This window comes from Flavobacterium crocinum (genome assembly GCF_003122385.1).
In the GTDB taxonomy this organism is placed as follows: Bacteria; Bacteroidota; Bacteroidia; order Flavobacteriales; family Flavobacteriaceae; genus Flavobacterium; species Flavobacterium crocinum.
Map to the genome: position 1 here is coordinate 1,919,969 of NZ_CP029255.1, position 24,929 is coordinate 1,944,897.

The window sequence follows — 24,929 nt, forward strand, 5'->3', positions numbered from 1 at the left end:
AACTTTTTATTATCATAAATTACTTAATAAAAATGTTATTATTGTCTAAAAATTTAACAATACCATGATCGAAATCAAAGATTTGCACAAGTCCTATAAGATGGGAAGTTCAGAATTACACGTACTAAAAGGTATTAATTTTAATATTGAAGAAGGTGAATTAGTTGCGATCATGGGATCATCTGGTTCTGGTAAATCTACACTTCTAAATATATTAGGAATATTAGATGAAGCCGATTCCGGAAGTTATATTTTAGATAAAACTCCAATCAAAAAATTAAACGAAACTCTTGCTTCAAAATATAGAAACAAATTCTTGGGGTTTGTTTTTCAGTCTTTTAATTTGATTAATTATAAAACAGCATTGGATAATGTTGCAATGCCATTGTATTATCAGGGAATTAAAAGAAAAGAGCGTTATGAGATCGCTATGAGATATTTGGAAAAAGTAGGTCTGGGATCTCATTCACATCACTTGCCGAGCGAACTTTCAGGAGGTCAGAAACAACGTGTGGCTATCGCAAGAGCATTAGCTTCCAATCCGAAAGTTTTACTGGCAGATGAGCCTACGGGAGCATTGGATACTAAAACTTCTTATGAAGTGATGGAACTGATTCAGGGAATTAATGATGAAGGTAAAACGATTCTGATTGTTACTCACGAACCTGATATTGCCGCAATGTGCAAAAGAAACGTGGTCCTGAAAGATGGATTAATTATCGACGATAAAAAAGTAGAACAAGTTAGAGCTTCGTCTTATGTTTAATATTGAACGCTGGCAGGAAATATTTGAAGCTATTTCGAAAAACCGTTTGAGAACATTCCTGACGGGAATTTCTGTAGCTTCGGGGATTTTTATTTTGGTGATCTTACTTGGAGCAGGTAAAGGTCTTCAAAACGGAATTGAAAAACAATTTGAGCGTGATGCCGCAGGAATTATAGAAGTTTGGTCCGGAACTACAACTAAAGAATATAAAGGACTGAATCCCGGCAGACAAATTCAATTTAGAAATAGTGATTATAATCAATCTGTTCAAAAATTTGAGGACAAATTAGATTTAAGGGCTTCAACAAATAATTATTGGGGACAGCCTTTTGCTTATGGAAAAGAATCGGGTAGTTATCAGTTTAGGGGAGTTAATCCGGATTACGGCGGAATAGAGAATTTAACCATTGTTCAGGGACGTTATATAAATGCAAAAGACATTGAAAATAACGCAAAAGTAGCCGTTATTGGAATGAAACTAAAAACAGATCTTCTTAAAGATAAAGAGGCCATTGGAGAAGAAATCCTGATTAATAATATTAATTTTAAAGTAGTTGGAGTCTTTACTGATCCCGGTGGAGAAAGAGAAGAAACCCGTGCTTATTTGCCATTAACGACTGTCCAAAAAACGTTTGGCGGTGGAGATAAAATAAGCAATTTGTTTTTTACACTAAAAAAGACAAAAGATTATGATGAAGCTTTAGCGCAATCTGAAAAATTCACGCAGGATTTAAAAGATTTATTAAAAAGTAAAAATATGGTGGCTCCTGAGGATGATAGTGGTGTAGGAGTTTATAATTCGGTTAAAGATGCTAAGCAGTTTTACGATTTAAACCTATATATCAGACTCTTTTTCTGGTGGGTTGGTATTTGTACGATTATAGCCGGAGTAGTAGGAGTGAGTAATATCATGCTTATTATAGTGAAAGAAAGAACAAAAGAAATTGGAATTAGAAAAGCACTTGGAGCTTCACCATTTTCAATTATTTCAATGATTCTTCATGAATCAATATTTATCACTACCATTGCCGGATTTGTTGGATTATTAGGAAGTTTGCTTTTGCTGGAATTTGTAGGGCCTATGGTCCAGAGTGAATTTTTCAGAAATCCGGAAGTAGACTTTAGTGTGGCGTTGACAACCTTAATTTTGCTTGTATTTGCAGGTGCGATGGCAGGTTTTTTTCCAGCATACCGAGCAGCCAAAATTAAACCTATTGTAGCACTTAGAGACGAATAATCATGTTTAGCAAAGATAATTGGGACGAAATTTTACAAGCTTTAACAGCAAACGTATTCAGAACGGTTCTGACCGCTTTTGGGGTGTTTTGGGGAATATTCATTTTGGTAATATTGCTGGCAGCAGGTAATGGATTAGAAAACGGTGTTAAGAAAGGTTTTGACGGAATAGCAACTAATACAATGTTTATGTGGAGTCAAACCACTTCTAAAGCATATAAAGGTCTGCCTAAAACACGTCGTTATGATTTTAGAAACAGTGATGTTGCCGCTTTAAAGCAGGCAATTCCTGATTTATTATATGTTTCTCCCCGAAATCAGCTTGGAGATTTCAATGGAACTAATAATGTGGTAAGAGGAACGAAAACCTCGGCTTTTACAATTTATGGAGATTATCCTGAATTGATAAAACAACAGCCAATGGATATTATTAAAGGACGTTTTGTAAATCAGCAGGATATTAATGAAAGACGAAAAGTAGCTGTTATTGGGAAAGGAGTTATTAGCGAACTTTATGGTAAAGAAGAAGAGTCTGTTGGTACATACATAAAAATCAATGGTATTAATTTTATGGTTGTCGGAGTTTATGCTTCTAAGCAGCAAGGAGGAAATGCAGAACAGGAACAAAAAAATATTTTTATTCCTTTTACTACTTTTCAACAAGCTTTTAATTATGGAGATAAAGTTGGCTGGATGGCGCTTACTGCAAATGACGAATCATCGATTACAGAATTAAAACCTAAAATATTAGAAATTATTAAAGCGTTACATTCTGTAAATCCTACAGATGAAAGAGCAGTAGGGAATTTTGATTTATACGAACAGTTTAATAAAGTACAGAGTTTATTTAACATTCTAAAAGTAATTGCTTATTTCGTAGGTACTTTGGTTTTGATTTCGGGCGTAATCGGAATTTCTAATATTATGCTTATTGTAGTTAAAGAACGTACAAAAGAAATTGGTATCAGAAGAGCTTTGGGAGCAACACCCGGAGCTATTAGAAGTCAGATATTATCAGAATCAATATTTTTGACTATTATTTCAGGTATGCTTGGAATTGCAGTTGCAACCGGAATTATCGCACTTTTAAATATGGCACTCGATTCGATGCCGCCGGGAGGTAATACCATGTTTGCCAATCCAAGTGTAGATTTACGAGTAGTATTTGTGGCATTATTAATATTGGTGGGATCCGGTTTGCTTGCGGGATTTATTCCTGCACAAACGGCAATCAATGTGAAGCCTGTAGATGCATTAAGAACAGAATAAAATTATCAATCAAAATAAAATCGATTAAACCAAAAACAAATGAAAAAAGGAGTAACCGTTACCATTTTAATATTTATTGCGATCGTTTTCTTTGGCGCACTTTATTATTTGTATGCTAAAAATCAGGAATCGCCAATTGTATTTAAAACGGAAAAAGCAGAAACGAAAACAATTGTAAAGAATACAATTGCGACTGGTAATATTCAGCCTGATGAAGAGGTATTAATCAAACCAAATATTTCAGGTATTATCGAAGAGGTGTATATCAAAGCAGGTGAAAAAATCAAAGCAGGAGATATGATTGCTAAAATTCGTGTTGTAGCAAACGTTTCTAATGTTAGTAATACACAGAATCAGGTTCAGACAGCTAAAATTGCTTTGGATAATCAGGAAAGACTATACAAAAGACAGAAAACTTTATTTGAAAAAGATGTAATTTCTGCTAATGATTTTGATGCTGCTCAGGTAGCTTATAATCAGGCTAGACAGACTTATCTTGCAGCAAAACAAAGTCTTGATATTGTTAAAACAGGAACAACTGCTTCTTTTGGAAGTTATGCTAATACTTTAATCCGTTCTACGGTTAACGGAATGGTTCTGGACGTTCCTGTAAAAGTTGGAAATCAGGTAATTGAAAGTAATAATTTTAATGAAGGAACTACAATTGCCAGTGTTGCAGATGTTGGAAGAATGATTTTTATTGGAAAAATTGATGAATCTGAAGTGGGGAAAATCAAAGAAAAAATGCCTATCGAAATCACGATTGGAGCTATTGAAAATAAAAAATTTGAAGCTGTTTTAAATTATATTGCGCCAAAAGGAGTAACAGAAAACGGAGCAATTCAGTTTGAAATTAAAGCTCAAATGGTAAACAGAGATGATATTTTTATTAGAGCCGGTTTAAGTGCAAATGCTTCAATTATATTAGAAAAAGCAGATAAGGTTATGGCGATAAAAGAATCATTGGTGCAATTTGACAAAAAAACACAAAAGCCTTATGTTGAGATTGAAACTACTCCGCAAAAATTCCAAAGAAGGGATTTGGTTCTTGGAGTGAGTGACGGAATATATGTTCAGGTTAAAAGCGGTTTAAAAGCTACAGATAAGATAAAAATCTGGAATCAGGGATTGATTAATGAAGGTGAAAAAAAATAATTTAATTTGAAGGTTTAAAGGATTTTTTGGTTTTAAAAAATGTTAAATTTGCGTAGTTCGGTTTACTGCGCTTTCATCAAAAATATATGAAAATAAATAAATATAATAGTCTGGTTTTTGCAATGTTATTCGGTTTTGGATTAACTGGACAAGCGCAATCAAAGCAATGGACACTTGAAGAATGTGTGAGATACGCATTAGAAAATAATATTACAATAAAATTGACGGAATTAGATTTGAAATCTGCCGCAATTGATAAAAAAGGTGCAATTGGAAATTATTTACCATCTGTAAATGCAAATGCATCACACTCCTGGAATATTGGTTTGAATCAGAATATTACAACGGGTCTACTAGAGAATCAAACAACACAATATTCATCTGTAGGAGCTTCTGTAGGTGTAGATATCTACAAAGGACTTCAGAATCAGAATAATTTAAGAAGAGCCAATCTTTCTATTGTGGCTTCAAAATATCAATTATTAAAAATGCAGGAAGACATTTCTTTGAATGTTGCCAGTGCATTTTTGCAGATATTGTCCAATAAAGAAGATTTAAAAGTTAAAAAAGAGCAATTGGCCATTGATGAAAAACGTTTTGCACGTTCTGAAGAGATGGTCAATGCAGGAACAATTCCTCGTGGTGATTTGTTTGATTTAAAGGCAACTGTTGCAACGGACAAACAGAATATTGCGGTTTCTGAAAACAATTTACTGATTTCTAAATTAAGTTTAGCGCAGCTTTTACAATTAAAAGAATTTGCTGATTTTGATGTTGTAGATAATAATAATCTGGCCGACGAAAACAATATTTTGGCACAGACACCGGTTGAAATTTACAACAAAGCAAAAGATATCAGAACTGAATTAAAACTGGCTCAGACGAACCTTGAAATTGCTGAAAAAAATGTAGCAATTGCAAAAGGAGCTTATCAGCCAACATTAAGTGCTTTTTACAATTTTAATACCAGAGCAAGTTATTCTGATATTATTACAGGATCAACTCCCAATACAGTAAACCCTACATCTCAAATTGGATTTGTTCAGGGAACAAACCAGCCGGTTTTACAAAATAATTATTCTCCGGTTCTTGGGGGTCCTGCTCCAATTTTTGATCAGTTTAATGACAATAAAGGACAGTCTTTTGGATTACAGCTTTCTGTTCCAATTTTTAATGGTTTTGCTACACGAAATAATGTTGAAAGAAACAGAGTAAGTTTAGAAAAATCTAAAATAGATTTAGAGCAAAAAAGTTTAGATTTGCAACGTAACGTTTATACTGCTTTTACAGATGCTAAAGCTGCTTTAAATACTTACGAAGCATCTACTGTAACTCTGGAAGCAAGACAACAGGCTTACAATTATGCAAAAGAAAAATATGATGTTGGTTTAATGAATTCATTTGATTTCACGCAAGCCCAGACATTATTGACAAATGCACAGTCTGATGTGATTAGAACAAAATACGATTATATGTTTAAAATTAAAATACTTGAATTTTATTTCGGAATTCCAATCGTTCCAATTATTACAAAATAATTCATTATGAAGAAAAAAACAGTTTATCTCTTACTTGGTATAGCAACATTTCTTATAATAGCTTTAGTTGTGGTTAAAAAAGGGATAATAGGAAACAAAGACGAAGGAAAAGAAGTAGAAATTGCAAAAGTAACCGCTTCAACAATTGTGGAAACAGTGTCTGCAACAGGTAAAATTCAACCTGAAATTGAAGTTAAAATTGCTTCAATGGTTTCGGGTGAGATTATTGCGTTAAACGTAAAAGAAGGTCAGGTTGTTAAAAAAGGAGAATTATTAGTAAAAATAAACCCAGATTTATATACTTCAGGATTAGAAAGATCTGTTGCGAATTTAGCAGGAACAAAAGCTAGCTTAACACAATCAGATGCTAGTTTTAAAGAAGCAAAAGCAAATTATGAGCGTAACAAAACATTGTATGACAAAGGCGTAATTTCAAAATCAGACTGGGATAAAGCTATTTCGACATATGAAGTTGCAAAAGCTACAAAGCAGAGTGCTTATTATAATGTTCAGAGTGCTTCGGCATCGGTTACAGAAGCCAGGGATAATTTAGGACGTACGACAATATATTCTCCGGCAGACGGAACAATTTCTGTTTTGAATGTAGAGTTGGGAGAAAGAGTTTTAGGAACTCAACAGATGGCTGGTACTGAGCTTTTGCGTGTGGCGAACCTTAACAATATGGAAGTTGAAGTTGACGTAAACGAAAATGATATTGTCAAAATTAAAATTGGTGATGAAGCAAATGTTGAAGTCGATGCCTATCTAAAAAAGAAATTTAAAGGAGTTGTAACCAGTATTTCAAATTCAGCAAGTACAACTTTAACATCAGATCAGGTAACAAACTTTAAAGTTAAAGTTCGTATTTTAAAAGATTCTTATCAGGATTTACTGGAAGGAAAACCAAGTACGTATTCTCCTTTCAGACCCGGAATGACCGCTACGGTTGATATCATTACAACTACAAAAACAAACGTTCTGGCTGTGCCAATTAGTTCTGTTGTAGTAAAATCGGATACTACAGCTGTAAAAGAATTTAAAGTTGAAGATCCGAACGAAGATAAAAAAGCTGCTCCTAAAAGTGATAAGAAGTTCGAATGTGTATTTGTGAAAGTGGGTGATAAAGCTAAAATCAGAATCATTAAAACCGGAATTCAGGACGATACCAATATTGAGGTAACGTCTGGTTTAAAACCGGGTGATGTTGTAATAACCGGACCATACACTACAGTTTCTAAAGACCTTAATTCAGGAGACAGAGTAAAGCTTAAAACAGCAGAAGCTCCTAAAAAATAATATAACGTAATACTAAATTTAAAATCAAATATTTTGTCTTTTATTCTCAATATCGAAACGGCTACTAAAAATTGTTCAGTATCTGTCGCAAAAGATGGTAAAACCATTGTTTGCAGAGAACTTGCAGAGGAAGGATATTCGCATGCCGAAAAATTACATGTTTTTATTGAAGAAGTAATCGCTGAAGCAGGAATTTCTGTTCAGGATTTAAATGCAATTGCGGTAAGTCAGGGACCGGGATCTTATACCGGTTTGAGAATTGGTGTGTCGGCGGCAAAAGGATTGTGCTATGCCTTAAATATTCCATTAATAGCAGTTGATACACTTCAAACTTTAGCTTCTCAGGCAGGAGTTACAGACGGAAAAATTATTCCGATGTTAGATGCTCGCAGGATGGAAGTTTACAGTGAAGTTTTTAATGCAGATTTGACTGTTGAAAGAGCTATTAAAGCTGAAGTTATAGACGAGAACTCATTTCAGGAATATACAGCTAAACTTTACTTTGTTGGCGATTGTGCTGAAAAATGTAAAGTAGTTTTAACTAAAGAAAACTTTGTGTTTTTGGAAGATATAAAATATCCTTCGGCACAAGCTATGAGTAAAATTAGTTTTGAAAAGTATCAAAAAAGCGACACTGTAGATGTCGCTTATTTTGAACCTTACTATTTAAAAGATTTTATGATTACTCCTCCTTCTAAAAAAGAGTAATTATTTCTGTATAGTATACGGCTGCACTGCAATTCCGGCTTCGTCCAGTGCAGCTTTACAATTCTCAAGAGTTTCAGAAAAAACAGATCCATAATTGGCGTTTTTTGCCCAGGGACGAACTGCAAAATCAACAGAACTTGCTGATAAGTTTTTTACAAAAACCTCAGGTGCCGGATTTTCAAGTACTTTTGGGTTTTTATGTAAGACGTCCAAAAGAACTTCTTTTGCTTTTTTAATATCAGAGTCATAGGAAACAGAAAAAGTCAAATCAGCTCTTCTTTCTCCCTGCATAGAATAATTGATAATGGTTCCGTTTGATAAAGCGCCATTTGGTACAAAAACAGTCTGATTATTTCCTGTCAACATTTTAGTGACAAAAATCTGGATTTCTAAAACCGTTGCAACAACGCCCTGCGCTTCGATTGTATCACCAACTTTAAAAGGTTTAAAAACAATTATCAGCATACCGCCGGCAAAATTAGAAAGTGAACCCTGTAAGGATAGACCAATTGCAAGCCCCATTGCTCCTAAAATAGTTACAAACGATGTAGTAGGAATTCCGAGATTTGAAATAAAGGTTACAAACAATAAAATTCGGAGTGCCCATAATAAAATGTCTGCTAGAAATTTAGTCAATGTTGGATCTAAATTTCGTTTCACCATTATTTTTCTGATTGATCTGTTTATCAATCTTATCGCATACAGACCAACAAATAAAACAATAAAAGCAGATATTAATTTGGGTGAATAATCTACTAATATGTTTATAATCGCGTTGGCATAACTGCTTAATTGTTCCGGGCTCATAATTGTGTTTTAAGTATAAAAAAAACCTTCTCAAAAGAGAAGGCAGATTGGTAGTGCAAATATAAAAATTTTTACTTTATGAGAAAATAGACATTACGCCTTGTCAGCTTCGTCGCCAATTTCTTCTACAGCTGCAGCCGATTTTTCGCTTACGTCAGCAACTGTTTCAGTAATAGTTTCCGGAGTATCAGCATCACTTGTTAAAGAAGCCGTTTTTTCTTTAACGGTATCAATAACATCGCTTATGGCATCAGATGCTTTATCAGCATATTCACTTACCGTTTCTTTAGCCTGATTGGCATAATCTGCAGCTTTGTCGATATAAGGTTCAGAAACTTCTTTTACTTTGTCAATAGTTTCTTCTGCAAAAGTTTCTGCTTTTTCAATATACGGTGCAGCAGCTTCTTTTGCCTGTTCAAAAGTACTTTCGGCATTATTTGCCAATTCAGTTACCGATTCTTTGGTCGAGCCAAATAAATTCTTAAAAAATGAAGATAATCCCATGGTTTTTAATTAATTGGTTATTAATACAATATTAATTAATTTTATAGAATTACTAGTTTTTTTACAGATAAATAATTGATAATTAATGTTTAAGTATAAAAAAAGCGCCTCAAAAGAGACGCTTTCAAATATTTTTTGATTTAGATTAAGCATTTGAAGCTTCTACTTTTATTGCTTCATCGTTTAGCATGCTTTTCAACATGTTTTCGATACCGCTTTTTAAAGTAAATGTTGAAGAAGGACAACCGCTGCAAGCACCTTGTAAAAGTACTTTTACCGTTTTATCCTCTTCATTGTAAGATTCAAAAGCAATGTTTCCACCGTCAGCAGCTACTGCAGGTTTTACATATTCTTCCAAGATATTAATGATTTGTTGTGAAGTAACATCTAACTTGTCAAATGCTTCATCTTTCGTAACTTCATTTTTTGTTGCTGTCTGGATTAGACTTTCGTCTAAAACAGTACCACCATTTTCAATAAATTGTTTAATGAAAGTTCTTAATTCCAAAGTAATTTCAGACCAGTCGTTAATCTCATATTTTGTTACCGAAATGTAGTTTTCATCAATAAAAATTTCTTTTACATAAGGGAATTTAAATAATTCCTGTGCTAATGGAGAAGAAGCCGTCTGATCGATGTTTTTGTATTCTACAGCATTACGTGTTAACATTCTGCTCACTACAAATTTTAAGGCAGAAGGATTTGGAGTAGTTTCTCCATAAACTGTAATAGGTTGTTTTTTTGCTTTTGTTTCGTCAACTTTAATAATTACTCCGCCTTTTTCAACAAAAGAACTAATTTGCTCTGCTACAGCGTCTTTAACATCATCCCAGTCTACAATGCTGTATCTTTCGATAGCAATAAAATTTCCGGATATATAAACAGTCTTAACGAATGGTAAATAGAATAGTTGTTGAGCCAAAGGAGAAGCTTGCGCCTCGTCAATATTTTTGAACTCAAAGTTTTGATTTTGAGTAATAAAATCCTCAAACTCGAACTTTAAAATAGTCGGGTTTTGAGTTTCTTTTATAACGATTTTTGTCATGGTAGTATATTTTTTGCAAATTTACTAAAGTTATTTTCTACTAATACCTATATTTGGTTTTTTAATAAAATAATTAAGACTATTTTCAAGGAAATCGTGTTAAATTGCAGGAGTAAAAATTATATCGATACAAAATTGCCTATATGAAATTTAAAATCAGGGTTTTATTAATTTTTCTTATTTCTTCTTATTTTTCTTATTCACAGGAAGGAATACCTGTTTATTCAGACTATTTGTCTGATAATTATTACTTAATTCATCCATCAATGGCGGGTGCGGCCAATTGTGCTAAAATAAGACTGACAGCAAGAAAACAATGGTTTGGGCAAGAAGATGCACCTACTTTGCAGACTTTAAGTTTTAACGGAAGAGTAGGAGAGCGCTCAGGAGCAGGTATTATTGTTTTTAATGATAAAAACGGATATCATTCTCAGAAAGGAGTTAAGCTTACTTATGCTCACCATATTATGTTTTCCAGAGATGAGATTGATCTGAATCAACTTTCTTTTGGTATTAGCGGTGGATTAATACAGAGTCAGTTGGACGAAACAAAATTTGGAGGAACTTTTGATCCAATTGTATTTGGTTCTATTCAGAAAGACTCGTATTTTAATATGGATATTGGAGCTTCTTATAACTTTATGGACTTTTATGCACATGCAACTGTTCAGGGCTTGTTAGAAACAAGAAGAGAGTTGTATACAGAATATGAAAGTGATAATCTGAGAAAATTTTTACTAAGTGTAGGATATGTTTTTGGGAAAAATAATAGCATTACCTGGGAACCTTCCATTCTTTTTCAATATTTTGATAAGACCAAAGAAAAAACGCTTGATTTAAATATAAAAGCTTATAAAAGCATGGACTTTGGAAGTCTTTGGGCTGCTTTATCATATCGAAGAGGTTTTGATGGGGCACAGTATCTTGCAGGAAATAATGGTGTTGCTTCTCAAAAATTACAATTTTTTACGCCTATAGTTGGTGTTAATTTCAAGAACTTTATGTTTGCTTATACTTATTCTCAAGTAATGGGAGATGTTAAGTTTGATACTGGTGGTTATCATCAGATTACTTTGGGTATTAATTTATTCTGTAGAAAAGAACGTTACGACTGTAATTGTCCTGCAGTTAACTAAATATTATTTTTTTATGCTGATTAAGTCTGTAAACGGAAAAGCGCCTCAGATTCCGGAGGATTGTTATGTTGCCGAAAATGCTACCATTGTAGGAGATGTTACTTTTGGGGATTCTTGTAGTGTATGGTTTAATGCAGTGATTAGAGGAGATGTGCATTACATTAAAATAGGAAATAAAGTAAATATTCAGGATGGCGCAATTATTCACTGTACTTATCAAAAACATCCAACAATAATTGGTAATAACGTTTCAATTGGGCATAATGCTATTGTTCATGGCTGTACCATTCATGATAATGTTTTGATTGGCATGGGCGCTATTGTAATGGACAATTGTGTGGTAGAAAGTAATGCAATTATTGCTGCCGGAGCAGTAGTAACACAAAACACGGTTGTAACTTCCGGAAGCATTTATGCAGGCGTTCCTGCCAAAAAAGTAAAAGATATTAACCAATCTGATTTTGCCGGCGAAATTGAACGCATTTCGAATAATTATGTAATGTATTCTGGCTGGTTTAAAAACGAAGAATAAAACTAGAAATTCCAAAAATAGAAATTCCAAATTCCAGAAGTATCAGGTCTTGGAATTTGGAATTTTATTTATTGGAATTTGAGAAATTATAGATTGATTTTCTCAAAAAAGGTGTTCTTATAGCTTTCGCTAATTGGAATTCGCTTATCGCTTATTAAAACCTTGTTTTTTTGAATAGATTTTACATGTTTGATATTAATAATGTATGACCTGTGAATTCGTGCAAAACCTTTACTGGAAAGCAGATTTTCTAATTTGATCAAACTAATTAATGTCAGAGTAAATTTATTGTCAGTAGTGTAAATTTTTACATAATCTTTTAAGCCTTCAATAAAGAGGATATCAGCAAAGTTTAACTTCACATTTTCATATTCGGCCCTTACAAACATAAAATCCTGTTCGATTTCAGGAGTATTTGTATTTTCAGAAATTGTCTGATTTGTAACTGCAGGCTGCAAAACTTGTTGCGCTCTTACAACGGCTTTTAAAAAACGATGAAAAGGTATTGGTTTTACTAAATAATCTACAGCACCAAGATTAAAACCTTCTACAGCGTAATCTGAATATGCTGTTGTAAAAATAACTAAAGGTTTTTTCTCAATGGTATTTATAAAATCAATTCCGGAAAAATGAGGCATTTCAATATCCAGAAAAATTAAGTCAACATTATTCTGATTAATAAACGAAACAGCATCAATTGCATTATTAAATGAGCTTATTAATTCCAGCGAATCTACTTTTTTGACAAAATCCTGCAATAGTTCTACAGCTAAAGGTTCGTCATCAATAATTACACATTTCATTTTTTCAGAATTAAGTTTTATAATTTGTTTTGGCATTCAAAAGTAATTTTAAACCAGTAAATTAAGTTTTAAAATTTTCATAAAATACTGATTCCTAAAATAAAATTATGTTTAAAAATAGTATTTCATTTAATGAATGCCGGTTTTAATCTCATCTAATTTTAAATGTAAATGAACTTTGTAATATTTATTATCCTGAGTAATGGCTAATTCGTGTGCATTTGGGTAAAGCAAATCAAGACGATTTTGAATATTTACCAATCCTATTCCTGAATTTTCCGGATCTTTGACATAATTTTCGATTGTATTTTCAATCCAGAAATCAAGGTTATTATCGGTAATCAGGATTTTAATTTTTACATGGGCGGCACCTTTGTAGTCTGTTCCGTATTTAAAAGCATTTTCAACAAAAGAAATCAATAACAATGGTTCAATGAATTTATTTTTGGTGTCGCCATGAACATTGATTACGATGTCCTCAATATTGTTTAATCGGAGTTTTTGCAGTTCGATGTAATTCTGAATATAGTTTACCTCTTTTTCTAAAGCCACCGTTTTGTTATCGGTCTCATAAAGCATATAGCGCATGAGCTCAGATAACGTTACGATGGCATCAGGGACCAAATCAGATTTTTTATGTGCTAAAGAATAAATACTATTCAGAGAATTGAATAAAAAATGCGGATTAGTTTGTTTACGCAGATATATCAATTCTGTATTTGTTCTGTGTGTTTCGGCAATCAGTTTATTTTGCTGATTATTATAAAATTCGGTTAATGTTCTAATAATAGCACTAATTGTTATGATTAGAATATAGAAAAAAGACGGACCAAGTTTAAAGAAAATCGGTTGTCTCATTTCAATTCTTCGGGGCATATAATCTGTTCTTGGAAAGAAATGCGGACCTTGCGGTATGATTCGCGGAGGCATTATGTTTTCGGGTCTTAAGTGTCTGAATTCAGGAATAGAATAATTTATTCTGAGAATCATAAAAGCAGCAATAAGACCAAAAGCAAACAGAAAATAAAGCCAGTATTTTTTTTGTAAAAGATAATTTGGAACCAAATAAAAATAGTTCAGATAAAACAAAACAATTCCTGTAACCCATTGTACATAAAAATCATTACTCATTTTAAACGGACTTTCGTAAAACTGAATTAGAGAAGTTAAAATAAAGAAAACCCATATTGCGCAATGAAACAGAATTTTGTTATAGCCGGTATTTTTTAAGGTATCTAACTGCATTTATAATTTTATTTTTAATAAAATTAAATCTTTTTTGGTTACCGTAGGAGATAAGTTTTGTTTGAGTTTTTCTTTTACAAGTTGAGCAACTTTTAGGGCATCGCCTTCTGTTGCAAAACTTTTGTTTTCGGTTATTACCGGAATAACAGTTTGCTTAATTAAGATTTTTTCTTTGTAAGCAATTGTATATCCCCATCCTGAATTTGTTCTAAAAGCAGCTGATGTAAGAGCTTCTTTTTTGGTACAGGAAATAAAACATAAAAGCAATACACAAAAAAGGAAACACTTCCGGATATTACTCCAGAAGTGCTTTTTTATTTTAGTTGTCATCATCACTTTGCTCTTCTAATGGTCTAAACTCCCATGCATCATCAAAGTAAGAAGAACCAATTCTTCCTAACATATAAAAACCTCTGTTGTTTATAGCAAAAGCAACAGCATCAGTTCTGGTTGCGCCTTCCATTGGTGTTCTCTCTTCCCATAAATCGGTTGACGGGTTATATTCCCAAATTGTTTTGGTACTTTCGCCTCCTACAACATATCCTAATCCATTTATAGAGAAACTGGAAGCATTTGAACGTACAATTGCATAATCGTCATTGTATGAGTAATCATCGTCAGTATCTTTGTCGATATCTCTTTTTCTTGTCCAGGTATCTGTTGATGGATCAAATTCCCAGAAATCCTCCTGATAAGTACCGTTGTTGATTCCGGTTACTAAATAAGCTTTGTCTGCAATTACAAAAACTGTTGCATTACGTCTTTTGTTTCCGCTGAAACCGTTTACAAGTGTCCATGAATTAGCCTGGTCATCATACTGATAAAAATCTTTTAAATAATTCCCATCATATCCGGTACCAAAATAAGCTTTTCCTCCTGCCTGGAAACCTACAGCCGCATATCTTGCTGTTCCTCCAAAATCTGCTTTTTGTGTCCAGCTGTTGCTTGAAGGGTCGTATTGATAAAAATCTTTCAGTTTGTTTGTTCCGTCATAACCAAGACCAACATAACCTTTTTCATTTAGTGCAAAACTAGAAGCAGAACTTCTTCCTACGCCACCAAAATCTGCTTTTTGTTCCCAATAATCTCCGGTAGAGTTATAAATCCATAAATCTTTTAAATATTCGTCGCCTGTATAACCGCCTACAACATAGGCGAAATCTCCAATAACGAAACTTGTTGCACTAGATCTTGCCGGGCCGTCAAAGGCTGATTTTTTAATCCAGTTTCCCATTAATTCGTCATCTTCATCATTACTGCAGCTTACAAAAAAAAGGCTCGAAAAAAGCGCTGTGAATAAAATTCCTTTTTTTAGATTAATCATAGTGTATTAATTTTATTTATTGTTTGTATTTGATCCCTATTCCTAAAACGTAGCCATTTCCTATATTGTAGTCGTATATTTGATGGTTGCTACTGTCTGTTAATTTGTATTTTTTATTAAAATCATAACCCGCCTTAAAATTTAGAAACCAATTTTTACTGACATTACGATCATATTCAAGCGCGGTGGTTATTTGTGATAAAACTGCTTTTTCGCTTGTATCCGAAATATCTAAATGATAAAAGTTTCCATTAAAACTGTTTGTTATTTTAAATTCATTTCTTTCATTGTTCGCATACTTAATTTGAGAATCAGGAAATCCGATTCTTAAATTGGTTTTGTCATTGAATTTATAATCTAAAGCTGCAATTGGAGTAAATTTTGGCGCTCCAAAAATGGATGTTCTTCCTGCTCCAATCACAATATTTAATTTAGAATTCAATTGCTGATTAATGGTTAAATCTCCTAAAACAGTAAGGTCTGATACATCTAAATTTTGCTGAAAATTGGCTGTAGGAATAATAGAAAATTGCCATTTTGTTTTTTCTGAGATTTCATGCGAAAATTCAAATTTGTTTTGAATCTGGTTGAATTTATCCTGATCGTGGTAAAAATCAAATTGATTCAGTTCATAATTCGCTTTTAAGTTTGAGTACTCTAACGTATTGGCTATTTTGTATTTCGTTCCCAGATTCTTTTCATAAGAAACGGCAATTTCAGTTTCATTAAAATTTATTTTATCTGTTGGCTCTATTTTAATATTCGCGTAAGCGGCAAAATTTTCTTGTGCCTTTATGCTTAAGAACGAAACTGAAAAAAGAGAACAAATTAAAAGCCGTACTATCATTATTTATTTTATTGGTTTCAAAAGTAAGCGGATAGCTTCCTTAAAAAAAAGAAGATATATATATGACCTGTTTTGATAGACTAAATCCTCTTTTTTAAGGCTGAAATGAGTTTTGTGAGTATAAATGACATTATAGATTATTTTGCTGTATTTGTAGCCTAAAAAAGCGCGATGGTATATGTTATAGTGTAGCGCGAAAGCTTGCCTTTTATATTTGTTCAAAAAATGAATTATGCACAAGTTTATATTGATCTTGCTTTTTGTATTAACCCTTTTTTCATGTGGTACAGATACTGATACGGGTGAGTTTACGGTTGGGTCAGATTATCTGGCTTTAAGTAATAAGGTGGTTTTGATTGACACGGCTACTGTTAGTATGTCTACTATTAATTTTGACTCCCTTGCAACGTCAAGTCGTGGAAGAATTCTAATTGGAAATTATGATGATCCTGTTTTCGGAAAAGTAAAATCGGATAGTTATTTTCAGCTTTCTGCAGATACTTATGCTTTAAATAGCGTTGGTTCGGATACAGAATCTATTAATTATGTTTTCGATTCTATATCTATGATTCTTAAATATGACAGATATTATTATGGAGATACAACAAAAGTACAGACATTTAATATTTATAGATTAACTCAAAAAGTTAAACCTAACAAAGACGATAATAATTTTTATAATAATTCGACTCTGACATACAGCTCTGAAAGCCTTGGAACAATATCTTTTAAGCCAAGGCCAAGAGAAAAAGATTCTATCAATATTCAAATGGATAAAGTGTTTGGGGAAGCTCTTTTCCAGAAAATAAAAAAGAGAGAGGTTACAGACTTTGACAGTTTTACAGAATATTTAAAGGGATTTGTTTTAGTACCGGAAAATTCCAGTTCCTCAAATGTTATTGGATTCAGTGTTTCCACAAGTAAAGTCAGGTTGTATTATTCTAAATATCAGGCAGACAATGAAGCAGCGTCACTTATAGTAGATTTCTCCATTTTAGATACTTCCAAGCAGTTTAATTCTATTTCTCTGGACAAAACGGGCACTATTTTACAAAATCTCCCCGCTTCTACCAGTAGATTGTCTAGTTTGTTGACTAACAATCAGGGATTTATTCAGTCGGGAACCGGAGTAGCCTGCCGGATTGATTTTCCTAACATAAAACAGTTTAAAAATATTTCGACTAATGGAGCAATCGTAGATGCACAATTAATTTTAAAACCGGTTAATAATTCTTATTCCGAGAAATACCCTTTGGCCGATTCCTTAACGGTTTATGTTGGAGATAATTTGAACAGAATTAGTGGAACGCTTTTAAATTCTGCCGGAGCATCAGTTTATGGGAAATTGAGCCAAAAAAGCGATGAATTCAACGAAAATGTTGGTTATTCAATTTCAGTTGGAAGTTTTCTTCAGAAAGAAATGCTGAAACAATCCGATTCCAGATCTTCTCTAATATTGACTTTGCCAGGAATTGCTCAGTCGGTTAACAGATTAGTTTTAGGCGATCAAAAGCATGTAAACAATAAAATTCAGCTTAAAATTTATTATATCTCCTATTAATGAAAAATAAAATTGTTTTATGGAGCTGCTTCATTTTGATGTCGTTGACTTCTTTTGCTCAAAGTATTTCAAGTTCGCCGTATTCCTTATATGGCGTAGGAAGTTTATATGATTCGGATTTTGGTTATCTGCCTTCAATTGGTTCTTCAGGAATTGCTTTACCTTCAGATACTTTTATTAATAATTTAAATCCGGCTTCGTTAGGATTTATGTATCAAAATCACTTTTTATTTGATATTGGGGGAAAGGCAATAGCTACGACATATCAGACAGGTTCGCGCCAGGAGAGTCGAAATAATTTTCAATTTTCGCACTTGGCATTTGCATTTCCGGTTACTAAAAAATCGGGTTTGAGCCTTTCTCTTCGTCCATATTCCAGTTCTACATTTAAAATTTCAAATTTGAAATTGCCTATAATGGACGGTCAGGAATATTATTATGTTTCAGCAGAAGGATCTGGTGGATTAAATAGTCTGGATTTTTCATATGGATACCGTTTAGGAACAAAACTTACAGTGGGACTTACAGGAACTGTGCTTTTTGGAAATACGGTCGATGATCGTTCTTTTTTAATTGGGAACTCTATTACAACAATTCATAAGAAAACGGACTACAATGGAGTGCGTGCCACATTAGGAGCGCAGTATAAAATTGATTCTACTTTTACGATTGGAACCACATTTAAAGTTCCTTCACGAATCAATGCAACTAAAGTACAATCTGTAACTGCAATTGCAGATGAGGTTCAGTCTTCTATTGAATCTGATACGTCTTCTGATACAGATGATTATTACATGCCTCTGGAAATTGGAATTGGGCTAAGTAAACGTTTCAAAAATAATCTGAATCTGACTTTGGATTATGAGAGAAGTTTGTGGGATGATACCAAGCAATCTGAACTATATGGTAATTTTGTGAATCAGGATCGTTTTGCATTTGGATTTACATATAGTTCCAAAAAGAACCCACGAAAATATTGGGATAGAGTAGGGTACGCTGCAGGGCTAAGTTATGATACCGGTTATCTTGAAGTTGATGCTCATCGTGTTAAAAATGCCTCGTTTTCAGTTGGGTTGAATTTGCCAATAGATAATACTTTCTCTTCACTTAATATTTCGTATTCATACGGTCAGAAAGGAAGGGTTGCAAATGATCTTATAAAAGAAAACTACCATAAAATATCGCTTAATTTATCGTTGGACGGCATTTGGTTTGTCAAACGAAAATTTGAGTAAGACCTAAAAATCTTTTTTAATAACAGGATATTTAAATTCTAAGATAGACTCCAACACTTTCGGGTCTGAATTGACATAAAATATTGGATCATTTTGCGTGATCTCTGAAAAGCCTACTTTATCCTGAAGTAGGTTTTTTGTTTGTCTGGCTACAGCTTCACCAGAATCAATAATCTTAATATGATCCGGAATAATTTTTTTTATTTGAGGAATTAAATACGGATAGTGACTACAGCCTAAAACAAGATAATCGATATTGGCTTCAACCATTGGCTTTAGATAAGACTCCAAAAGTTGTGTCATTTCCGGTGAATATAGATTTCCATCTTCGATAAGTTGTACCAGTCCGTAACCAACTTGTTCAATTATTTTGGTGTTCTGAAACATTTCGGCAGTCTTGTTAAACAATTCACTGTTTAAAGTTCCTTTTGTAGCCAAAATTCCAATCACCTGTGTTTGAGAATTATTTGCCGCAGGTTTAATAGCAGGTTCTATTCCTACAAATGGGATATCATAATCTGCACGAAGTTCTCGTATTGCATTTGTGGTAGCAGTGTTACAGGCAACAACAATAAGTTTGCAATTATTCTCGAGTAAAAATTCTACATTTTTTTTGCTTAATGCTACAATTTCATCCTTAGTTTTCTGGCCATACGGAGCATTTTTGCTGTCTGCCAGATAAATAGTTTTTTCATTTGGAAGTAAGTCATGAATAGCGCTCCAGATGGATGTTCCGCCAATACCAGAATCAAAAACGCCTATAGGATTATTGTTTGTCATAAAGCAAAATTACTATTTTTTAGGTAAAATTTATTACTCTAAGTTAATTCAATTCCTGAAATTATACCAAGGATTAGTTTTAATTTTTTGTAAAAAAAAACTGCTCAATTGAAAGAATTGAACAGTTGATTTTTTAAGTTTTGAATTTCTTAGAATCCTAAATCTTTTTTAACGTCAGCAGTGATGTTTGGACCATCAGCTAATAATAAAGTAGAACCATCTAAGATATATTGGAAACCTTTAGCTTTTCCAACTTTTTGGATAGAAGCTCTTACTTTTTCCATTAAAGGTTTTACGATATCAGTTTCTTTTTGTTGTAGTTCTTTTTGTGCATTGTCTCTGTAATCAACAATTCTTTTTTGCATGTCCTGAACTTCTTTAGAACGCTCACCGTTAACAGCATCAGTTACTGTAGCAGCTTCTGTTTCATACTTTTTGATTTTTACTTGGTATTCATCAACCATTTTTTTGTATTCAGCATCGTATGTACCACTTAATTTTTGCAGTTGATTTTGAGCATCCAGCATAGCAGGCATTTTCGACATGATCTCGCTTACATCAACATGAGCTACCTTCGCTTGTGCGTTCATTGTGTTACTTGCTCCTAAAATAAGAATTGCAGCAATTAGTAAAGTTTTGATTTGTTTCATCATTTTTAAAATATTAATTAATTATTGGTCGTATTTGTTTTTTGTGTTTCGGCCTCTTTTGCTTTTTTGGCCGCTTCTCTTTCTTCTAAAATTTTCTTTCTCTTTTCTTCTAATTCTTTTTTGCGCTGTTCGTAAAGCATTTGTCTTTCTTCAGCTTTAGTCATAGTTGGCTCAGTAGTAGTTGGCGTTTGTTCTGTACCGGTTGCTGCTGGTTTAGCAGTAGTGGTTGTTTTTGCCGCCTCTGTAGCTGCCTGAGTTTCTGTAGCCGGTTTAGCTGTTTCAGAAACCGTGCCATTTTTTTTAGCTTCTCTTTCTGCTGCTAAGGCTTTACGTCTGTCGTCGTATTCTTTTTTCTTAGCTTCCTGCTCTAATTTTCTATCCTGAATTAATTTTTCTCTGGCTGCTTTTTTCTCATCCAAAGCTTTTTGACGTTCTGCCATTGCAGGATTATCGTCTATTGCATTTTCAAGATTTTCTTTTGCTTCCTGCTCTTTCAGTTGTTTTTTTGATAATTGTTCACGTTTTTCTGTACGATTTAAAACTCGTAAAACCTGATCGCTGATATCAAATCTTTTGTTACTGAAAAGCATTGTCAAATCGGATGATTTATCAAAGATAAAATCATAATTTTTAGCTTCTGCAATATCCTGAACGGCAGTAAAAACCTGATCCTGGATTGGCTTTGCTAAAGCTGCTTTTTGTCTCATTAAATTACCGTCAGAACCAAACTGTTTCTGTTGGTAATCCATCATTTCCTGCTCAAGAAACTTAATTTCAGTTTCTCTTTCTTCAATTAATTCTTTTGTAAGTAAAGCTTTTTCTGTTTTTAAGCTTTCCTTAAGTGTATTTATATTTAATTTTTTAGCCTCAACTTCTTGTTTCCACTTTTGAGCTTTTTGCTCTAATTGTGATTTAGCTTCTTTATAATCGGAAACATTTTCTAAAATATATTCCATGTCGATGTAGCCAATTCTAGTCGTCTTACCTTGTGCCTGACTTGTATTTGCTACAATCAAGGCTAAAAATATAAATAAAAATTGTTTTCTCATAACATAACTTTATTTGATGATTTTTAACCAAACGTTATTTCTCTAAAATTGTTGTCCAATAATAAAGTGTGTTTCCCATCCATTAGGTTTTGATTGTCCTGGAAGAGCATCAAATCCGTAACCAAAGTCAATACCTAATAATCCAAATGCAGGCATAAATACACGTAATCCAGCACCAGCAGAACGACTCAAGTCAAACGGATTGTAATCTTTGAACGTTGGATATGATGATCCTGCTTCTAAGAATGTTAAAGCATAAATAGAAGCCGATGCTTTTAATGTAATTGGATAACGTAATTCCATAGAGAATTTGTTATAAATTGTTGCCCCAATTGCATCACCATTTGTGTTTACCGGAGTTAAAGAGTTGTTTGGATAACCTCTTAACTGGATAGTCTCTCTACCATCCATTGAGTAGTTTGCCATTCCATCTCCACCTAAGTAAAAACGCTCAAACGGAATTACACCTCTGTCCTGGTTATAAGCTCCTAAGAAACCAAATTCTGTAAGGGTTCTTAATACTAATTTTCCATAAACTTTAGTATACCAGTCTCCTTTAAATTTAACTTTATAGTATTCTAACCAGTTGTATTTTTGTTGATCCACTTTTGAAGCATCAGCAGCAGCTTCCTGATAAGTACTTACTTTATTTCCGTTTGCATCAAGATAATCTCCTTTTTTAATCATCTGTCCGTTAGCATCTCCGGTTGTTGCATCTGCGGTAGCTCTTAGTTTATATTTTTCCTGATTTCCTAAATCAGCATAATCAATTCCATTAAACAAAGAATAAGGAGGTGTAACTTTAGCAGAAATACTAAACTCAGAACCATAAGTTGGGAATATTGGGTTAACCCCTTTATTACTTCTTGAAATTCCAATTGTATATGCTAAGTTTCTTGATGCACCATTACCAAAAGTAAATAATCCGGTGTTGTAATTATTTAAATCATAATGCTGATAACTTACAGACTGTGATAATACAAAGTAATCATCCGGAACAGTTAACCTTTTTGCTAAACCAACCTGAACTGTAAAAATATTAAAACTTTTGCTTCTGTCAACAGTTCTGGTAATGTAATTGTTAAGAAATTGCTTACTGTATGAAATAGATGAACTAAATTGTACTGGTTTCTTTCCTCCAAACCAAGGCTCAGAGAATGATAAACTGTAGGTTTGGAAATAAGTACTTCCCTGTAAACGCAAGGCAACTTTTTGTCCGTCTCCCATTGGTAAAGGCTTGTATGCTTCTTTATCAAATAATTTTCTTGCAGAGAAATTGTTAAATGAAAGTCCTAATGTTCCGATGAAACCTCCACCGCCATAACCTCCCTGAAGCTCGACCTGGCTGGATCCTTTTTCTACAACATTATATTCAATATCAACCGTTCCTGCTCCGGCATCTACGTTTTTGAACTTTGGATCGATTGCCTCAGGATCAAAGAATCCTAATTGTCCAATCTCACGAATAGTTCTTACTAACTGTTCTTTACTATATTTTTCTCCCGGTTTAGTTCTTAACTCACGATAAATTACATGGTCATTTGTTTTATCGTTTCCAACAACTGTAATTTTGTTGAAATAAGCAATTGGACCTTCCGTAACTCTAATTTCAAAATCGATTGTATCGTTTACCGTTTTTACCTCTACCGCATTGATGTTTGAGAATAAATAACCATTGTTTTGGTATAAATTGGTGATATCTTCTGCGTCAGGTTTAGACTTGTCTGCAATTCTTTTTTCTAATAAAACTCCATTATAAGTTTCACCTTTTTTAATTCCTAAATAGCTCTGTAAAAGGCGGTCAGAATAAACAGTATTTCCTAAGAATTTAATGTTACCAAAGTAATATTTATTACCTTCTTCTACATTAATCTTAATAGCAAGCATGTTTTTTTGCTTGTTGTATTTTACAGAATCGTAAATAATACGAGCATCACGATATCCTTTTTCTTTATAGGTTGCGATTACTTTTTCTAAGTCAGTTTTATATTTTTCAGGAATAAATTTAGACGCTTTAAATACACGGATAAAGTTCTTCTGTTTAGTATCTTTCATTGCTGCACGCAATTGACTACCAGTAAGTTGTTTGTTTCCGGTGAAGTCAATACTGCTGATTTTTACTTTGTCTCCTTTGTCAATCCTGACAAGCATGTTAACCTGATTGCCTGCAATGGTATCCGGAGTAGTCGTAATGGTTACTTTTGTGTTGTAAAAACCGTCTTTTTTATATTTATTTTCAATATAATTTTTAGTTGTTGTAATTAAGTTTTCATTGACTATTTTGTTTTTAGTCAGGTTGTTATCCTTAATTAATGCTTCGGTTTTGCTTTTCTTAACTCCGACAATTTTTACTTCATTTAATTTAGGAAGCTCAATAATATCTAAGTCAAGATAAATACTGTCATTTTCTACTTTATTAACATAGAATGCGATTTCATCAAATAAACCCAGTTTACCTAATTTTTTAATTGCACTACTAATTTCTTCTCCAGGAACTGTAATTTCCTGACCTTTTTGCAGACCCGAAAAGGTTACAACGGTTTGCTCGTTGAAGCTTATTTTACCAACTACAGAAACTTTGGCTAGAATATATTTTTTTCCCTGATCAAAAGGAACTCTTTCTTGTGCTTTAATTTGTGAAAAACTACCCAACATTAAAAGGGTAAGGACTATTTGTATTTTTTTTTGCAACACTAAAAAATTATTTAATTTGTTCACTGGTCTTTCCAAATCTACGTTCTCTTTTTTGATAACTAATAATAGCCTCATATAAATCTTGGTCTTTAAAGTCTGGCCACAAGACATTAGTAAAATACAATTCTGCGTAAGCGATCTGCCAAAGCAAAAAATTACTTATTCTATGTTCTCCACTGGTTCGTATTAATAAATCTACGTCTGGTAAATTTTGCGTGTAAAGATGCTCATTTATAATTGAATCGTCAATAGTGTCGATTGAAATTATATTATTTTTAACTTTATCACTTATTGCTTTTACGGCACTTACCAGTTCTTCCCTAGATCCATAGCTTAGAGCAAGAGTTAGTGTTAGGCGAGAATTATCTTTAGTTTTTTCAATAACATCCAAAAGCTCTTTTTGGGCTGTTTTTGGTAATTTATCAAGATTTCCAATCGCATTTAAACGAATATTGTTTTCCTGAAGGGTAACAAGTTCTTTTTTTAATGAATTGATCAATATTTTCATCAAGGCCTGAACCTCAAGTTTTGGTCGGTTCCAATTTTCTGTAGAAAAAGCATATAAGGTTAAATACTCAATTCCCAGCTTAGCCGAAGTTTTGATTATTTCTTTTACAGATTTTGTGCCGTTTTCATGTCCAAACGCACGCAGATAGCCTTGTTGTTTTGCCCAGCGTCCGTTACCATCCATAATAATGGCAAGGTGTTTTGGTAAGTTTGTGTGATCTATTGATTCTATTAAGTTCATT

Annotated in this window: 24 protein-coding genes; 11 read left to right on the forward strand and 13 right to left on the reverse strand. The window is 33.1% G+C overall.

The window, feature by feature from the left end; all coding sequences use genetic code 11:
• Nucleotides 1-64: 64 nt before the first annotated feature.
• The 7 genes from HYN56_RS08760 to tsaB all read left to right on the forward strand — a co-directional run bounded on the left by HYN56_RS08760 (nt 65) and on the right by tsaB (nt 7,968).
• Entirely contained in the window at nt 65-766 is a 702-nt protein-coding gene (locus HYN56_RS08760) for an ABC transporter ATP-binding protein (RefSeq protein ID WP_109191828.1), read from the forward strand.
• A complete protein-coding gene (locus HYN56_RS08765) occupies nt 759-2,003 on the forward strand; it encodes an ABC transporter permease (RefSeq protein ID WP_109191829.1) in 1,245 nt (414 codons plus the stop codon). The genes HYN56_RS08760 and HYN56_RS08765 overlap by 8 nt, the downstream gene beginning before the upstream one ends.
• A 2-nt stretch (nt 2,004-2,005) precedes the next feature.
• Nucleotides 2,006-3,271: an ABC transporter permease gene (locus HYN56_RS08770; RefSeq protein WP_109191830.1), complete on the forward strand. Its 1,266-nt coding sequence runs from the start codon at nt 2,006-2,008 to the stop codon at nt 3,269-3,271.
• A 39-nt stretch (nt 3,272-3,310) separates the two neighbouring features.
• Complete coding sequence (locus HYN56_RS08775) at nt 3,311-4,426, forward strand: efflux RND transporter periplasmic adaptor subunit (protein ID WP_109191831.1); 1,116 nt, start codon at nt 3,311-3,313, stop codon at nt 4,424-4,426.
• Between the two features lie 86 nt (nt 4,427-4,512).
• Nucleotides 4,513-5,964, forward strand: a complete 1,452-nt coding sequence (locus tag HYN56_RS08780) for a TolC family protein (protein ID WP_109191832.1) — start codon at nt 4,513-4,515, stop codon at nt 5,962-5,964.
• A gap of 6 nt (nt 5,965-5,970) precedes the next feature.
• Entirely contained in the window at nt 5,971-7,260 is a 1,290-nt protein-coding gene (locus HYN56_RS08785) for an efflux RND transporter periplasmic adaptor subunit (protein ID WP_109191833.1), read from the forward strand.
• A gap of 33 nt (nt 7,261-7,293) precedes the next feature.
• Nucleotides 7,294-7,968 carry a tRNA (adenosine(37)-N6)-threonylcarbamoyltransferase complex dimerization subunit type 1 TsaB gene (gene tsaB / locus HYN56_RS08790; protein ID WP_109191834.1) on the forward strand — a complete coding sequence of 225 codons (675 nt, stop codon included), beginning with the start codon at nt 7,294-7,296 and terminating at the stop codon, nt 7,966-7,968.
• Here the strand turns inward: tsaB and HYN56_RS08795 are convergent, their stop codons facing one another.
• From HYN56_RS08795 to HYN56_RS08805, 3 genes are all read right to left on the reverse strand, one after another.
• On the reverse strand, nt 7,969-8,775 hold the full coding sequence (locus tag HYN56_RS08795) for a mechanosensitive ion channel family protein (RefSeq protein WP_109191835.1): 807 nt from the start codon (nt 8,773-8,775) through the stop codon (nt 7,969-7,971).
• Nucleotides 8,776-8,868: 93 nt separating this feature from the next.
• Nucleotides 8,869-9,279: a YtxH domain-containing protein gene (locus tag HYN56_RS08800; RefSeq protein ID WP_109191836.1), complete on the reverse strand. Its 411-nt coding sequence runs from the start codon at nt 9,277-9,279 to the stop codon at nt 8,869-8,871.
• A gap of 145 nt (nt 9,280-9,424) precedes the next feature.
• Nucleotides 9,425-10,324: a NifU family protein gene (locus HYN56_RS08805; RefSeq protein ID WP_109191837.1), complete on the reverse strand. Its 900-nt coding sequence runs from the start codon at nt 10,322-10,324 to the stop codon at nt 9,425-9,427.
• A 143-nt stretch (nt 10,325-10,467) separates the two neighbouring features.
• On the opposite strand from HYN56_RS08805, the gene HYN56_RS08810 reads away from it, so the two are divergent.
• Nucleotides 10,468-11,460 carry a PorP/SprF family type IX secretion system membrane protein gene (locus HYN56_RS08810; protein ID WP_109191838.1) on the forward strand — a complete coding sequence of 331 codons (993 nt, stop codon included), beginning with the start codon at nt 10,468-10,470 and terminating at the stop codon, nt 11,458-11,460.
• 13 nt (nt 11,461-11,473) lie between these two features.
• The gene (locus HYN56_RS08815; protein WP_109191839.1) at nt 11,474-11,992 is read left to right on the forward strand and encodes a gamma carbonic anhydrase family protein; all 519 of its coding nucleotides are present in this window, start codon (nt 11,474-11,476) and stop codon (nt 11,990-11,992) included.
• Nucleotides 11,993-12,078: 86 nt separating this feature from the next.
• Here HYN56_RS08815 and HYN56_RS08820 read toward each other — a convergent pair whose 3' ends face one another.
• The 5 genes from HYN56_RS08820 to HYN56_RS08840 form a co-directional block, all read right to left on the reverse strand.
• Nucleotides 12,079-12,795, reverse strand: coding sequence for a LytR/AlgR family response regulator transcription factor (locus tag HYN56_RS08820; RefSeq protein WP_109194755.1), 717 nt, complete (start codon nt 12,793-12,795; stop codon nt 12,079-12,081).
• A 129-nt stretch (nt 12,796-12,924) separates the two neighbouring features.
• The gene (locus tag HYN56_RS08825) at nt 12,925-14,040 is read right to left on the reverse strand and encodes a sensor histidine kinase (RefSeq protein ID WP_109191840.1); all 1,116 of its coding nucleotides are present in this window, start codon (nt 14,038-14,040) and stop codon (nt 12,925-12,927) included.
• Nucleotides 14,041-14,373 carry a DUF4907 domain-containing protein gene (locus HYN56_RS08830; RefSeq protein WP_240622677.1) on the reverse strand — a complete coding sequence of 111 codons (333 nt, stop codon included), beginning with the start codon at nt 14,371-14,373 and terminating at the stop codon, nt 14,041-14,043.
• Nucleotides 14,360-15,364 carry a Kelch repeat-containing protein gene (locus HYN56_RS08835; RefSeq protein WP_109191842.1) on the reverse strand — a complete coding sequence of 335 codons (1,005 nt, stop codon included), beginning with the start codon at nt 15,362-15,364 and terminating at the stop codon, nt 14,360-14,362. The genes HYN56_RS08830 and HYN56_RS08835 overlap by 14 nt, the downstream gene beginning before the upstream one ends.
• A 16-nt stretch (nt 15,365-15,380) precedes the next feature.
• Entirely contained in the window at nt 15,381-16,211 is an 831-nt protein-coding gene (locus tag HYN56_RS08840; protein WP_109191843.1) for a DUF6268 family outer membrane beta-barrel protein, read from the reverse strand.
• Nucleotides 16,212-16,443: 232 nt separating this feature from the next.
• Between HYN56_RS08840 and HYN56_RS08845 the strand changes: the two genes are divergently transcribed.
• Together HYN56_RS08845 and HYN56_RS08850 are read left to right on the forward strand one after the other, a co-directional pair.
• A complete protein-coding gene (locus HYN56_RS08845) occupies nt 16,444-17,772 on the forward strand; it encodes a DUF4270 family protein (RefSeq protein ID WP_109191844.1) in 1,329 nt (442 codons plus the stop codon).
• Entirely contained in the window at nt 17,772-19,007 is a 1,236-nt protein-coding gene (locus HYN56_RS08850; RefSeq protein ID WP_109191845.1) for an aromatic hydrocarbon degradation protein, read from the forward strand. The genes HYN56_RS08845 and HYN56_RS08850 overlap by 1 nt, the downstream gene beginning before the upstream one ends.
• A 3-nt stretch (nt 19,008-19,010) precedes the next feature.
• Here HYN56_RS08850 and murI read toward each other — a convergent pair whose 3' ends face one another.
• The 5 genes from murI to HYN56_RS08875 all read right to left on the reverse strand — a co-directional run bounded on the left by murI (nt 19,011) and on the right by HYN56_RS08875 (nt 24,928).
• Nucleotides 19,011-19,787: a glutamate racemase gene (murI, locus tag HYN56_RS08855; protein ID WP_109191846.1), complete on the reverse strand. Its 777-nt coding sequence runs from the start codon at nt 19,785-19,787 to the stop codon at nt 19,011-19,013.
• A 149-nt stretch (nt 19,788-19,936) separates the two neighbouring features.
• Nucleotides 19,937-20,440: an OmpH family outer membrane protein gene (locus HYN56_RS08860; protein WP_205727651.1), complete on the reverse strand. Its 504-nt coding sequence runs from the start codon at nt 20,438-20,440 to the stop codon at nt 19,937-19,939.
• Nucleotides 20,441-20,454: 14 nt separating this feature from the next.
• A complete protein-coding gene (locus tag HYN56_RS08865; RefSeq protein WP_109191847.1) occupies nt 20,455-21,486 on the reverse strand; it encodes an OmpH family outer membrane protein in 1,032 nt (343 codons plus the stop codon).
• Between the two features lie 42 nt (nt 21,487-21,528).
• Nucleotides 21,529-24,255, reverse strand: coding sequence for an outer membrane protein assembly factor BamA (bamA, locus tag HYN56_RS08870; protein ID WP_109191848.1), 2,727 nt, complete (start codon nt 24,253-24,255; stop codon nt 21,529-21,531).
• Nucleotides 24,188-24,928 (reverse strand): isoprenyl transferase, encoded by a 741-nt coding sequence (locus HYN56_RS08875; protein WP_109194757.1) that lies wholly within the window; start codon nt 24,926-24,928, stop codon nt 24,188-24,190. Before HYN56_RS08875 ends, bamA begins: the two co-directional genes overlap by 68 nt.
• Nucleotide 24,929 lies beyond the last annotated feature (1 nt).

Excerpts from the sequence above, each read along its gene's own strand:
- HYN56_RS08760 (WP_109191828.1), top strand. The coding sequence starts at position 65 with ATGATCGAAATCAAAGATTTGCACAAGTCCTATAAGATGGGAAGTTCA.
- HYN56_RS08765 (WP_109191829.1), top strand. The coding sequence starts at position 759 with ATGTTTAATATTGAACGCTGGCAGGAAATATTTGAAGCTATTTCGAAA.
- HYN56_RS08770 (WP_109191830.1), top strand. The coding sequence starts at position 2,006 with ATGTTTAGCAAAGATAATTGGGACGAAATTTTACAAGCTTTAACAGCA.
- HYN56_RS08775 (WP_109191831.1), top strand. The coding sequence starts at position 3,311 with ATGAAAAAAGGAGTAACCGTTACCATTTTAATATTTATTGCGATCGTT.
- HYN56_RS08780 (WP_109191832.1), top strand. The coding sequence starts at position 4,513 with ATGAAAATAAATAAATATAATAGTCTGGTTTTTGCAATGTTATTCGGT.
- HYN56_RS08785 (WP_109191833.1), top strand. The coding sequence starts at position 5,971 with ATGAAGAAAAAAACAGTTTATCTCTTACTTGGTATAGCAACATTTCTT.
- HYN56_RS08795 (WP_109191835.1), bottom strand. The coding sequence starts at position 8,775 with ATGAGCCCGGAACAATTAAGCAGTTATGCCAACGCGATTATAAACATA.
- HYN56_RS08800 (WP_109191836.1), bottom strand. The coding sequence starts at position 9,279 with ATGGGATTATCTTCATTTTTTAAGAATTTATTTGGCTCGACCAAAGAA.
- HYN56_RS08805 (WP_109191837.1), bottom strand. The coding sequence starts at position 10,324 with ATGACAAAAATCGTTATAAAAGAAACTCAAAACCCGACTATTTTAAAG.
- HYN56_RS08810 (WP_109191838.1), top strand. The coding sequence starts at position 10,468 with ATGAAATTTAAAATCAGGGTTTTATTAATTTTTCTTATTTCTTCTTAT.
- HYN56_RS08815 (WP_109191839.1), top strand. The coding sequence starts at position 11,474 with ATGCTGATTAAGTCTGTAAACGGAAAAGCGCCTCAGATTCCGGAGGAT.
- HYN56_RS08820 (WP_109194755.1), bottom strand. The coding sequence starts at position 12,795 with ATGAAATGTGTAATTATTGATGACGAACCTTTAGCTGTAGAACTATTG.
- HYN56_RS08825 (WP_109191840.1), bottom strand. The coding sequence starts at position 14,040 with ATGCAGTTAGATACCTTAAAAAATACCGGCTATAACAAAATTCTGTTT.
- HYN56_RS08830 (WP_240622677.1), bottom strand. The coding sequence starts at position 14,373 with ATGATGACAACTAAAATAAAAAAGCACTTCTGGAGTAATATCCGGAAG.
- HYN56_RS08835 (WP_109191842.1), bottom strand. The coding sequence starts at position 15,364 with ATGATTAATCTAAAAAAAGGAATTTTATTCACAGCGCTTTTTTCGAGC.
- HYN56_RS08840 (WP_109191843.1), bottom strand. The coding sequence starts at position 16,211 with ATGATAGTACGGCTTTTAATTTGTTCTCTTTTTTCAGTTTCGTTCTTA.
- HYN56_RS08845 (WP_109191844.1), top strand. The coding sequence starts at position 16,444 with ATGCACAAGTTTATATTGATCTTGCTTTTTGTATTAACCCTTTTTTCA.
- HYN56_RS08850 (WP_109191845.1), top strand. The coding sequence starts at position 17,772 with ATGAAAAATAAAATTGTTTTATGGAGCTGCTTCATTTTGATGTCGTTG.
- murI (WP_109191846.1), bottom strand. The coding sequence starts at position 19,787 with ATGACAAACAATAATCCTATAGGCGTTTTTGATTCTGGTATTGGCGGA.
- HYN56_RS08860 (WP_205727651.1), bottom strand. The coding sequence starts at position 20,440 with ATGATGAAACAAATCAAAACTTTACTAATTGCTGCAATTCTTATTTTA.
- HYN56_RS08865 (WP_109191847.1), bottom strand. The coding sequence starts at position 21,486 with ATGAGAAAACAATTTTTATTTATATTTTTAGCCTTGATTGTAGCAAAT.
- bamA (WP_109191848.1), bottom strand. The coding sequence starts at position 24,255 with ATGAGGCTATTATTAGTTATCAAAAAAGAGAACGTAGATTTGGAAAGA.
- HYN56_RS08875 (WP_109194757.1), bottom strand. The coding sequence starts at position 24,928 with ATGAACTTAATAGAATCAATAGATCACACAAACTTACCAAAACACCTT.